This is a genomic window from Actinoallomurus sp. NBC_01490 (genome assembly GCF_036227085.1).
GTDB lineage: Bacteria > Actinomycetota > Actinomycetes > Streptosporangiales > Streptosporangiaceae > Actinoallomurus > Actinoallomurus oryzae.
In genome coordinates, this window is sequence record NZ_CP109433.1 from 3,896,237 (window position 1) to 3,907,643 (window position 11,407).

Annotated in this window: 10 protein-coding genes; 1 reads left to right on the top strand and 9 read right to left on the bottom strand. The window is 70.4% G+C overall.

Annotation, left to right across the window (positions count from 1 at the left end; translation table 11 throughout):
- The first annotated feature begins 175 nt into the window (after nucleotides 1-175).
- Complete coding sequence (locus OG417_RS18720) at nucleotides 176-2,347, top strand: golvesin C-terminal-like domain-containing protein (protein ID WP_329257398.1); 2,172 nt, start codon at nucleotides 176-178, stop codon at nucleotides 2,345-2,347.
- Nucleotides 2,348-2,364: 17 nt separating this feature from the next.
- Here the strand turns inward: OG417_RS18720 and OG417_RS18725 are convergent, their stop codons facing one another.
- From OG417_RS18725 to OG417_RS18765, 9 genes are all read right to left on the bottom strand, one after another.
- Nucleotides 2,365-3,279 (bottom strand): aminoglycoside phosphotransferase family protein, encoded by a 915-nt coding sequence (locus tag OG417_RS18725; protein ID WP_329257401.1) that lies wholly within the window; start codon nucleotides 3,277-3,279, stop codon nucleotides 2,365-2,367.
- Nucleotides 3,280-3,406: 127 nt separating this feature from the next.
- The gene (locus OG417_RS18730; RefSeq protein WP_329257404.1) at nucleotides 3,407-3,958 is read right to left on the bottom strand and encodes a cysteine hydrolase family protein; all 552 of its coding nucleotides are present in this window, start codon (nucleotides 3,956-3,958) and stop codon (nucleotides 3,407-3,409) included.
- Between the two features lie 57 nt (nucleotides 3,959-4,015).
- Nucleotides 4,016-5,419: an MFS transporter gene (locus OG417_RS18735; protein WP_329257407.1), complete on the bottom strand. Its 1,404-nt coding sequence runs from the start codon at nucleotides 5,417-5,419 to the stop codon at nucleotides 4,016-4,018.
- Nucleotides 5,419-5,865 (bottom strand): MarR family winged helix-turn-helix transcriptional regulator, encoded by a 447-nt coding sequence (locus OG417_RS18740; protein WP_329257411.1) that lies wholly within the window; start codon nucleotides 5,863-5,865, stop codon nucleotides 5,419-5,421. Before OG417_RS18740 ends, OG417_RS18735 begins: the two co-directional genes overlap by 1 nt.
- A gap of 166 nt (nucleotides 5,866-6,031) precedes the next feature.
- The gene (locus OG417_RS18745) at nucleotides 6,032-7,396 is read right to left on the bottom strand and encodes an OmpA family protein (protein ID WP_329257413.1); all 1,365 of its coding nucleotides are present in this window, start codon (nucleotides 7,394-7,396) and stop codon (nucleotides 6,032-6,034) included.
- 184 nt (nucleotides 7,397-7,580) lie between these two features.
- A complete protein-coding gene (locus tag OG417_RS18750; protein WP_329257416.1) occupies nucleotides 7,581-8,228 on the bottom strand; it encodes a hypothetical protein in 648 nt (215 codons plus the stop codon).
- Nucleotides 8,229-8,462: 234 nt separating this feature from the next.
- Complete coding sequence (gene ureG / locus OG417_RS18755; RefSeq protein WP_329257419.1) at nucleotides 8,463-9,131, bottom strand: urease accessory protein UreG; 669 nt, start codon at nucleotides 9,129-9,131, stop codon at nucleotides 8,463-8,465.
- A 103-nt stretch (nucleotides 9,132-9,234) separates the two neighbouring features.
- The gene (locus OG417_RS18760) at nucleotides 9,235-10,932 is read right to left on the bottom strand and encodes an urease subunit alpha (protein WP_329257422.1); all 1,698 of its coding nucleotides are present in this window, start codon (nucleotides 10,930-10,932) and stop codon (nucleotides 9,235-9,237) included.
- A 135-nt stretch (nucleotides 10,933-11,067) separates the two neighbouring features.
- Nucleotides 11,068-11,370: an urease subunit gamma gene (locus OG417_RS18765; protein ID WP_329257425.1), complete on the bottom strand. Its 303-nt coding sequence runs from the start codon at nucleotides 11,368-11,370 to the stop codon at nucleotides 11,068-11,070.
- Between the last annotated feature and the right edge of the window lie 37 nt (nucleotides 11,371-11,407).

Sequence of the window (11,407 nt, forward strand, 5' to 3'; positions counted from 1 at the left end):
ACACGGAGAAGCACCGGCCCGGCCGGAAGGAAGTGGCGAGGACGCACCGAATACTTCGCCGCGTACGACGCCGTGCTGGCCCGGTGGCCGGTCGCCTTCGAGTCCGTCGACGTGCGGGGGCCGTTCGGCGTGACCCACGTCCGTCACCTCCGCCGGTGGTTCCTCGTCCCGGACCATGGGCTGGGACTACTACCCCGATGGCAAGATCAAGGCGCGTAACGACGACGGTGTGCCGGTCGGCAAGGCGGTCGCGCTGGTCGACGACTCCGACACCCAGAACGTCGCCGCGGTCGGCAACTGGCCGGCCTCCGACGAGGGCACCGGCTACCAGGGCTACGACTACCAGACCCACGCGGCCGACGGCAGCGCCGACTCCTTCACCTGGAACCCGACGATCCCCGAGGACGGCACCTACGAGGTGTTCGTCTCCTACCCGGAGGTCGCCGGGGCGGCGACGGACGCCTCGTACACCATCACCCACGACGGCGCCACGTCGAAGAAGACCGTCGACCAGACCAAGAACACCGGCACCTGGGTGTCGCTGGGGTCCTACTCCTTCTCCCGGGGCGGCGACGGGCAGAAGGTCAGCCTCGCCGCGGGCGGTGGCACGGTGGTCGCCGACGCGGTCAAGCTCGTACGCGACAACTCCGGCGACACCGACGACGAGAAGACCGCCTTCACCTACACCTACGACGCCAACGGGACGCTCACCGACCTGACGGACGACAGCCCGGAAGCCCGCGTCGACGACTACGCCGCCACGTACGACGGCGTGGGCCGGCTGATCACGCTGAAGGAGAAGAAGTCCGGGTCGGTCGTGGGCACCACCGCCTTCACCTACGACGCCGACGGCAACACGGTCAGCACCACCCGGGGCGACCGGGTCTCCACGTTCGAGTACGACACGCGGGACCTGCTCGCCAAGGTGACGGCCAAGCAGAGCGCCGACGACGCCTCCCCGAAGGTCACCACGTTCACCTGGACGCCCGGCGGTCAGGTCGACACCGAGACCAAGGCGAACGGGAACAAGGTCACCTCCTCCTACTTCCTGGACGGGGCGCTCCAGCACCAGGAGGAGACCAAGCCCGACGGCACGACCACGGTCGCCGAGCACACCTACACCTACGACCCGAACGGCAACCAGACCAAAGACGTCTCCAAGACGCAGAACGCCGACGACCACTCGTCGTACCTGAACCGCACCACGGACACGAGCTACACCCCGCGCGACCAGGTCGCCGAGGTGACCAAGACCGGCGGCGGGACCGCGGAGTCCTACACCTACGACGACAACGGCAACGCCAAGACCACGGTCTTCGACTACCTGGCGACCTCGAACGCCGTCGTCGACGAGAAGGTCGACGGCAAGGTCACCAAGTCCTACGACTACTCCCCGTGGGGTGAACGGCTCTCCCAGATCGTCCACAAGTCCGACGGGTCGCAGGAGCCGACGTACTACACCTACAACTCCCACTCGGACGTTCAGGCGGTCACGGACGCGAACGGCGACACCAAGTCGACCTACGGCTACACCGCCTACGGCGCCGACGACTCGAGCCAGGACACCGGAGCGGACAAGCCCGGCTCGGGCTCCTCGACCGAGCCGTACGACGCCTACCGCTACAACGCCGACCGCGTCGACGGCTCGACCGGCACGTACGACATGGGCTTCCGGACCTACGACCCGGGCCTGAACCGCTTCCTCACCCGCGACCTGTACAACGGCGCGCTCGACGACCTGGCGCTCGTGTCGAACCCGTTCACCGGCAACCGGTACGCGTTCGGCGGCGGCAACCCATTCTCCAACATCAAGATCGACGGGCACGGCTGGCTGTCCGACCTCGGGCACGCGGCCCTGGACGTGGCCGGGATGATCCCCGTCGTCGGCGCGGTCGCCGACGTCGCCAACGGCGCCTGGTACGCGGCCGAGGGCGACTATCTGGACGCGGGCCTGTCATTCGCCGGCGCGATCCCTGTGATCGGCGACGCCGCACGGGCGCCCGCTACGCGATCAAGGGCGCGAAGTACGCGGAGGAGGGCGTCGAGGCGGCCCTTCCAGAGCGTCAACAACCTCAGCGTCGAGACGAGCCACGACTACTACGTGGAGGCCGGGAACACTCCGGTTCTCGTCCATAACACGACGCCTGTTCCCCCTCCTGCGGGTGTGGTCTACCTCCGCACCGACCTCAGCACCGGCGAGGAGTATGTCGGGCAGGCGAAGAGCTGGACGCGTTATCTGGAGAGGCAGACCGAGCACGCCAGGGATTTCCCGCACACGACCTTTGATTTCGATGTTCTCGGCCGTGCGAACCCTGGAACGGATTTGGATGTTCTGGAGGAAAGCTAGGTGCGGTTCTCCTGAGGTCACTCCGCCAGGTGGTCGGCGGTGGCGAGCATCTGACGGGCCAGGGGCTGGAGGCCGATCCTGGTGCCCAGCAGGCCCGTCGCCACGCGTTCGATGGCGCCCCACTCCCAGATGGCGTCGGCATCCAGGTCATGGCGGTGGGCCAGCCATCGGGCGCGTTCGCGGGGGTCGCCGGTGAGGAGTTCGACCGGGTCCTCACGCATCAGGATGCCCAGGTCGTACTCCGGCTCGGCCAGGAGGCCGTCCGGGTCGACCAGTTTGAAGCCGCCGTCCGCTTCGAGGGCGTTCCACTGGTGTACGTCGCCGTGGACGAGCACCGCGCGTTCGTCGTCGTGGGCCTCGATGCGGCGGCGTGCGCAGGCGAGGGCGTGGGCGACGGTGCGTTCGGCGCACGGGCGGTCGAGGGCCTCCCACGTCCGCTCGACGTAGTCGATCAGCCATCGGCCCTTGGTGGCGCCGGTGGGCAGGCCGCAGTCGGGCGCCGGGCGCCAGACCCGGGCGGCGGCCGCCGACAGTATCTCCTGCCGCCGGCGGAGGGGGAGTGAGAGCCGGACCAGCGGGCGGCCGAGGCGTTCGAGCAGCAGCGCGCCCCGCTCGGGATCCGCGCGCAGCAGGCGGACGCAGCCTTGCCCGCCGGTCAGGCGCAGCACGGTGATCTCGTACCGGGCCGCCTCTGCGACGCGTGGAACGCACAGTTTCAGCACGGCGGGCGTGCCGTCGTGCAGCGTGGCCTCGGCCACGAGCGCCTCGGTCGCGTCCGGATAGGCCGCACCCACGTCGATGGACCACTCCCGCGAGAGGCCCGCGACCAGAGACGGAAGGTCGTCAAGCCACCGCGTGGCCCCGGCCGCCAGCGCCTTGTTCCGTACGAACTCCGGGACGCGCCCACCCCAGGCGACGCTGGACTCGCTCATGTGCCGGACGGTAGGCCTGGCGGCGCACGCGCCGCACCTCATTTTCCAAGGCGAGTCGAGCTTCGTGAGGGGGCGGGGGGCCGGATCCGGGCCGGGGCCGGATCCGGCCCCCCGCCGAAGACGCCGGTCAGGCGAGGGTCTTGGCCCACTCGTCGGTGGTGACGACGTCGGCCTGGCGAGGGAAGACCTTCTCCGTCAGCAGGCGGTGGACCTCCGGGTCGGGGTCGTGGCAGGCGTCCGATAGGACAGTGAGGCGGTAGTCCAGGTCCGCGGCCTGGCGCAGGGTGGACAGCACGACGCCGCTGGTGGCGACGCCGGTCAGGACGAGGTGCTCGATCCCGTGGGTGCGCAGGACCAGTTCCAGGTCGCTGCCCGCGAACGCGCTGACGCGCTTCTTGGTGATCACGGGCTCGTCCGGCCGGGGTGCGACGGCGTCGTGGATGGCGCTGTTCGGGTCGTCGTCGGTGAAGACGTCCGGCGGAAGGGCGCCGAAGGCCTTGTTGCGGTCGTGCGCCTTCCGCTGGCCGGCGCGGAAGCCGATGACCACGTGCAGGACGGGGACGCCCGCGTCACGGGCGGCGGCGACCGCGCGGGCCGCGCGGGTCGCGTAGTCCGGGTCCGTGACGCGGTTCATGATGCCTTGCTGAACGTCCATCACGAGCAGGGCTGTGTCGCTCATGGATGCCTTTCCGGTGGATGGTGATCATCGACGCCTCGCGCAGGAGCGCGGGGCGGGTCAGTGTGGCCGCGCCGCACCGCCGATCCGGCGCAGCGAGCGGTCGGCGACGGTGATGGCCAGGAACAGGGCCGAGACGGCGAGCATGAACCAGGCCAGGTGGTGCAGACCGGTCGTGTCGGCGCGCCGGGGGAAGAAGGCGCCGGTGGCGGCGGACGACACGATCGCGCCGAGGTACATGAAGGTGCGCAGCAGTCCGGCGGAGGAGGCCATGCGCACCGGGTCCGCCTGGTGGTAGACGGAGTTCTGCAGGGCGAGGCTGTTCAGCCCCTGCGGGACGCCGAAGACGAGCGCGACCGCGACGAGCAGCCAGATCGCGCTGTGGGACCCGAACGCGGTCAGGAGCGCGCAGGCGGCGAGCTGGCAGGCGGCGCCGACGAGGAGCTTGCCGCGGATCTCCCGGCGGCGGCCGGTGGTGGTCGAGACGAGGATCCCGGTCAGGAACAGCGGCAGCTGCATGAGCCCGGCCTGGGACGACGACAGGCCGCGGCCCTGCTCCAGCCACTGCGTGTAGCCGTACAGGAAGGAGTAGGAGACGACGTAGGCCAGGAGCGCGCGGGCGTAGGTGGCCAGCAGGGGCAGGTTTCCGCCGAGCACCCGCAGGTCGATGAACGGCTCCGCCCGACGCAGCTCGACGAACGCGAAGGCGGCCGCCGCGAGTACGGTCACCGCCGGCAGGTACCAGTAGGTGGCCCCCGGGTTCATCAGGAAGAGCAGCAGCGAGACGAGCATCGCGGCGAACAGCGCCATGCCCGGAAGGTCCAGCCCCGACCGGTCGTGCGGCCCGCGTTCCGGCCGTGGCGTCCTGGGCAGCCACAGCAGACCCATGGCCACACCGGCGACGGACAGCGGGATGTTGACGGCGAAGGTCGTGCGCCACCCGCCCAGGCCGATCAGCAGGCCACCCAGGGTGGGGCCGATGACGGCGATGGTCTGGCTGGACACCGCGAGCGCGGTCAGGACTCCGGCCGGGCTGTCCCGGCCGGTCCGCTCGGCCTCGCGGCGGATGAGCGCCATCGCGGCCGGATAACCGGAGCACGTGCCGAACCCCAGCAGGACCCGCGCGACGACCAGCACGCCCAGATTGGGCGCCAGCAGGCCGACCAGCCCGGCGATGCCGGTGAGGGAGGTGCCGGCGAGGAAGAGGAGGCGCGGGCCGTAGAGGTCGATCAGCCGGCCCACCACGGGCTGGCCGATCGACGTGGCCAGGTAGAGAGCGGAGACCAGCCACGCCGTCTGTGACGGCGGTGCGCCGAGCGCGGCGCCGATCGGCACCAGCGCGACCGCGATGATCGAGGAGTTGATCGGATTCAGTATCGAACCCAAGATCATCGGGGTGAGCAGCCGGCGGTCGAACGCCTCTGGTGAGCCGGTCTGGGAGTGCTGCGTGACTCTCGTGCTCATCAACGCACGAGCCGGTCGAGAAGCGCCATCGCCTCCAGGATGGTCGCGCGCTCCCGCTCGTCGCAGCCGTCCTGCAGGGCCCGGGCCAGCCATTCCTCGCCCGCGCGCCGCTTGTCCTCCAGGAACGCGCGTCCGCCGTCGGTCGGCGAGACGAGCTGACGGCGCCCGTCGCCGGGGTCCGGCCTTCGCTGGATCAGGCCGCGCTCCTCCAGCACGGCGAGCGTCGCGGCCATCGACTGCGGGCGGACCCGCTCGGCGGCGGCCAGGTCGCTCGCCGACGCCGGCCCCTCCTTGCTCAGCCGGCTGAGCGCCGAGGTCTGCGACGGCGTGAGCCCCTCGTTGTCGTAGGACTCCTTCAGCCGGCGGCGCAGGCGGCTGAACACCGTCCGAACCTCGTGCGCCGCACGGACGGCCGATTCCGCGACCTCCGCGTTGATCTCGTTCATTTCGCCCACGGTAGGTCCTTCAGGCTGGACTGTCCAGTTGAGACTGCGCAGTCCAGGCTGCCGGATCGATCGCGGCAGCCCGGCAGGGCTCCGCTCCGCGAGACCGCCGACCTCGGCGCGTTCTCCCACCTCGACCATCACGGGGGAGCGATAGCCGAGAATTTCGTCAACCCAGGGACAGTTTCCTGACGGGGGCGTATCCCGGGATCTCGACGTTGATTCTCCGCACCTCGGGAGGCACCTTGAAGAGGTTGTAGTACGTCGCCTGTTCCCCTTGTTCGAAGTTCACTTTTCCGCTGGCCATGTCGTCGAAGCAGAGGCAATAATTGTTTCTGTCCCGTAGCGTCCAGTAACGCAGCCCGCCGGTTTCCTCATAAAGCGTGACACCGGCGGTGAGCCCGCCCTGGTAATTCCTGTCCTTGAAGTAATCGATCTTTGCGGCCGTGCCGCCCGTTTGGGAGAACACCGAGACCGATGCGAACGGTTCGGTGCCGGTGGAGGTCAGCGTCCAGGTCAGCCGGGTCAGGCCGGACGGATCGCGGGTCAGGCCGTCGATGTCGACCTTGACGGGTCGGAGTTTGGGGTCCACGGGCCGAGCAGAGGCGATGGGCTTGCCCGAGGACGCTGCGGGCGGCGGGGGAGCAGGAGTCGTCGGCGCCGTCGGCTTGGGCCGGGCGAACGTCACGGTCACCCTGCGGTTCTTCCTGCGGCCTTCGGCGGTGCTGTTGTCGGCGATGGGCTTGGCCGAACCGTACCCGGCAGTCCTGTAGCCGACGCCCTGCCGGGTGACCAGGCCCCGCAGCTCCCGCTCCACCGCCTCCGCCCGGCGCTTGGACAGCGGCTTGTTGATCGCGTCGGTGCCGCTGCCGTCGGTGTGCCCGTCGACCGTGACGGTGGTGCTCGGCGAGGCGTCGATCTGCTTGGCGACGCCGGTGAGTATCGCTCTGGCCTTCGGCGTGACGTCGGCCTTGTTCAGCGCGAACAGCACGTCGGAGGACAACTCCACACGCTGCTCGTCGCCGTCGTCGACCGACTGCTCCTCACCGTCGACCGTGCTGATCAGCGGGTCGACCTGCGGAGACGCGAGCCGAAGCCGGCCGGGGTCGACCCCGGGCGCGGCGACCGGCCCGTCCCCGATGCGAACGCCGGTGAAGGCCGGCGCCAGCGGCATCGCCACCGCGATCGTCTTCACCTCCGGCGGCGGCGCGGGAAAGACCGCGAACATCTCGCTCGACCGGCCGGCCGCGATGTCGAACGAGGCGGTCTTGGTGCACAGGCAGGACTGTTCGGGCGTGACGCGCGGGTAGTAGCGCCTGTTGCTCACCAGGTCGACGAGCGTGACACCGCGGACATCGCTCTCCGGCGTCACGAACTGCGGCGAGAAGGATTCCGATCCCTCCGTGATCGGCTCTTTGCCCTCGTTGACCACGCGCCACCGTACGACCACCGAATTCGCGTTCCCGCGATCGACCGACAGCAGGTCGACCCGGGCCTTTCCCCTGCCGAGCGCCAGGGGAGCCGACGCGATCACCCGACCGGCACTCGAAGCGCCGTCCGAGACATCGGTGGGCCGGCCACTGCCATGGTCCGCGCCCGACCCGTGCGAGCCTCCACTGCAGCCGGCGAGTATCGACAGTGAAGCGACGCACGTCATCGCCGCCGAACGCGTTTTCATTCCCCGCCAGGGGAAATTCGCGGTCCTTGTCAGAGGCATGTCAGTGGACGTGCTGGTGGGACGCCGCCGCTGCCGGCGCGGGCGGGGCGGCGATGCCGAGCTCGGCGAAGTGACGCTTCTGTGCGACCTCGGGGTAGCGGGCGGTGAAGAGGGTGGGGACCGTGAAGCCGCAGATCTTCACGATGACGAGGAGCGGTGTGTTGTCCGGGGCCGCGTGCTGGACGAAGGCGAGGATGGCCGCCATCGCGGTGAAGCTGCCCGCCCAGGCGATCGCGATGGTCCGGGTGATGCGTTTGAACAGGTCTGTCGCCGCGATGTCGGCCGAGACGTCCCGGCGTGCGATGCCCTCGGTGAACGGGCGTTTGGCGAGTACGGTGATCCACGCGGTGAGGGCCAGCCAGCCGATCGCCATCGAGGCGCCGTAGTGCATCAGGATCGAGTCGGGGGCGGCGAAGGCGAGCGCGGTGAGCAGGGCCATGAAGACCGTGGTGGAGCTCTCCAAGATCAAAGAATCGGCGCGGTGGCCCCGGCGTATGTCCTGGGTGAGCAGCAGAGCCGCTGCGACCAGACCGGTGACCGCGCCGGCCTGGTCGTTCCAGCCGCTCACGATCGCGAGCAGGAGCCAGGGAGCGTAGGTGCGGGCGTAGTGCAGCAGCATGAGGGGCCGTCCCTGGGTTGAGAGCCGCATGAAGTTCCTAAATAGACATGCGGAAGATAGACCTATCACAAGAGAGATGTCAATATAGACATATATGCTTTGGACTATGGATCTGCGACACGCTGGTCCTCTGGGCCCGCGAGCAGTACCGGGCGCGGGTCGAAGCCCGCACGGGTGCGGACGCCTCCGGCTGACACAAGCCCGGCGCACCCGGGCCGGCGGCCGGTCACCCAGGGACGGGAACGTCGGCGCGCGAGGTGAAGGTCACGCCGGGGTCCGCTCTCGTACGACGGTCCGCACCCAGTCGGCGACCTCCGGCACGTCCGGCGACTCGCGCAGTGACGTGAACGCGATCGGCAGGCCGCCGCGTACGCGCTCGGCGTCGCGGGCCATCACGCCGAGGTCGGCGCCGACCAGCGGGGCGAGGTCGGTCTTGTTCACCACCAGCAGGTCGGCCGTTGTCACGCCGGGTCCGCCCTTGCGCGGCACCTTGTCGCCGCCGGACACGTCCAGCACGAAGATCTGCCGGTCGGCCAGCCCGCGGCTGAACGTCGCGGTCAGGTTGTCGCCGCCGCTCTCGATGATGACCAGGTCGAGGGGGCCGTGGCGTTCTTCCAGCAGTTCGACCGCGTCGAGGTTGGCCGAGATGTCGTCGCGGATCGCCGTGTGCGGGCAGCAGCCGGTGCGGACCGCCTCGATCCGGTCGTCGTCCAGCACCGCGTTCCGGCGGAGGAAGTCGGCGTCCTCGGTCGTGTAGATGTCGTTGGTGACCACGGCCAGGTCGAACTCGTCGCGGAGCAGGCGGCACAGCGCGGCGGTCAGCGCCGTCTTGCCGCTGCCGACCGGCCCGCCGACGCCGAGCCGGAGCGCCCGGTCCGCCCGGCGCCGGCCTGGCGCGGACCGGTGCGGGTCGGAGCTGTGGTCGAGTCCCATGGCGATACCCCCTGATCTCAGGAATTCGAACAGGCGCGGGTCGGCCTGCCGCTGCGGTTCTGTGCGTCGCCGCGATCAGGCGGGAGGAGCGGCGCGACGTCCATCAGAACAGGAAGTACCGCTGGGCCATCGGCAGCTCGGCCGCGGGCGCCGGCTCGATCTCGTCGCCGTCGACGGTCACGGTGAACGTGTCCGGATCGACCTCGATCTCGGGCAGTGCGTCGTTGAGCGGCATGTCCGCCTTGCCCAGCCGCCGGGTGTCGCCGACCGCGACGAGCCGCCGGCGTACGGCGAGCCGGTCGGCCAGCCCGTCGTCCAGGGCGGCGGGCGCGACGAAGTGCACCGAGGTCGCGGGCGCCGCCGTGGCGCCCCACATCGGCCGCGGGAACACCGGCTGCGGCGTCGGGATCGAGGCGTTCGCATCCCCCATCCGGCCCCAGGCGATCATGCCGCCCTTCAGCACCACGTGCGGCCGTACGCCGAAGAACGCCGGGTCCCACAGCACCAGGTCGGCGAGCTTGCCCACCTCCACCGAGCCGACCTCCGCGTCCAGGCCGTGTGCGATCGCCGGGCAGATCGTGTACTTGGCGACGTAGCGCCGGGCGCGCAGGTTGTCGTCGAGCCCGCCGCGGCGCCCCTTCATCACGTGCGCGGTCTGCCAGGTGCGGAGCACGGTCTCGCCGATGCGGCCCATGGCCTGGGAGTCCGAGCCGATCATCGAGATCGCGCCCAGGTCGTGCAGGACGTCCTCGGCCGCCATGGTCGTCGGGCGGATCCGCGACTCGGCGAACGCCAGGTCCTCCGGCACCGACGGGTCGAGGTGGTGGCACACCATGAGCATGTCGAGGTGCTCGTCGAGCGTGTTCACCGTGTGCGGCCGGGTCGGGTTCGTGGAGGACGGCAGGACGTTCGGGTGCGCGGCGACCGTGATGATGTCCGGGGCGTGCCCGCCGCCCGCGCCCTCGGTGTGGTACGCGTGGATCGACCGGCCGCCGACGGCGTTCAGCGTCGACTCGACGTGCCCGGCCTCGTTGAGGGTGTCGGTGTGCAGCGCCACCTGCACGCCGGAGGCGTCGGCGACGCGCAGGCACGCGTCGATCGCGGCCGGGGTCGACCCCCAGTCCTCGTGCAGCTTGAACCCTGACGCGCCGCCGCGCAGCGCCTCCCACATGGCCTCCTCCGAGACCGTGTTGCCCTTGCCGAGCAGCGCGACGTTGACCGGGTACGGGTCCATCGCCTCCAGCATCCGGGCCAGGTACCACGAACCGGGCGTGACGGTCGTCGCCTTGGTGCCCTCGGCGGGTCCGGTGCCGCCGCCGACGAGCGTCGTCACCCCGGCGCCCAGCGCCTCCGCGACGAGCTGCGGGCAGATCAGGTGAACGTGGGAGTCGACCGCCCCGGCGGTGAGGATCTTGCCGTTGCCGGCCAGGATCTCGGTGGACGGCCCGATCACCAGGTCCGGGTGCACCCCGTCCATCGTGTCCGGATTGCCGGCCTTGCCGATCGCGGCGATCCGGCCGTCGCGCACCCCCACGTCGGCCTTGACGACGCCCCAGTGGTCCAGCACCACGACGCCGATGATCACCAGGTCGGGCGCGCCCTCCGCCCGGGTGGCGACCCCCTGGCCCATCGACTCGCGGACGACCTTGCCGCCGCCGAACACCACCTCGTCGCCCGCGCCCGCCCCGCGGCTCCGGTCCTCGGTGACCTCGATGAACAGGTCGGTGTCGGCCAGGCGCACGCGGTCGCCCGCGGTCGGCCCGTACAGCCGGGCGTAGCGCTCACGCGAGATCTCGGTCATGACTCCTCCTTCGTCGGAGGGTGTGACCACAGGGGCGCGTCTTTCGATTCCCTCGCTTCGCTCGGTCATGGCGCGGCCCGCGTACGACCCGGCGAGCGAGAGCGACCACGGGGACGGTGTCCTCGGTTCCCTCGGTCACGGGATGGGCCGGTGGACGGTGACGAGCTTGGTGCCGTCGGGGAACGTCGCCTCGACCTGCACCGACTCCAGCATCTCCGGGACACCGTCCATCACGTCCTCGCGCGTGAGCACGGTGCGGCCCGTCTCCATGAGGTCGGCGACCCCGCGGCCGGCACGCGCGCCCTCCAGGACGTACGCGGCGATGACCGCGGTCGCCTCGGGGTGGTTGAGCCGCAGCCCTCGGCCGCGGCGGTCGCGAGCGAGCCCGGCCGCCACGTGGATCAGCAGGCGCTCCCGCTCGTGTGGCGTGATCAGCACACGGCGACGCTAACCCCGGACGACCTGGCAGAAGAAC

Coding starts and splice junctions, on each gene's coding strand:
- OG417_RS18720 (WP_329257398.1), top strand. CDS start 176: ATGGGCTGGGACTACTACCCCGATGGCAAGATCAAGGCGCGTAACGAC.
- OG417_RS18730 (WP_329257404.1), bottom strand. CDS start 3,958: ATGAGCGACACAGCCCTGCTCGTGATGGACGTTCAGCAAGGCATCATG.
- OG417_RS18760 (WP_329257422.1), bottom strand. CDS start 10,932: ATGACCGAGATCTCGCGTGAGCGCTACGCCCGGCTGTACGGGCCGACC.
- ureG (WP_329257419.1), bottom strand. CDS start 9,131: ATGGGACTCGACCACAGCTCCGACCCGCACCGGTCCGCGCCAGGCCGG.
- OG417_RS18735 (WP_329257407.1), bottom strand. CDS start 5,419: ATGAGCACGAGAGTCACGCAGCACTCCCAGACCGGCTCACCAGAGGCG.
- OG417_RS18750 (WP_329257416.1), bottom strand. CDS start 8,228: ATGCGGCTCTCAACCCAGGGACGGCCCCTCATGCTGCTGCACTACGCC.
- OG417_RS18725 (WP_329257401.1), bottom strand. CDS start 3,279: ATGAGCGAGTCCAGCGTCGCCTGGGGTGGGCGCGTCCCGGAGTTCGTA.
- OG417_RS18740 (WP_329257411.1), bottom strand. CDS start 5,865: ATGAACGAGATCAACGCGGAGGTCGCGGAATCGGCCGTCCGTGCGGCG.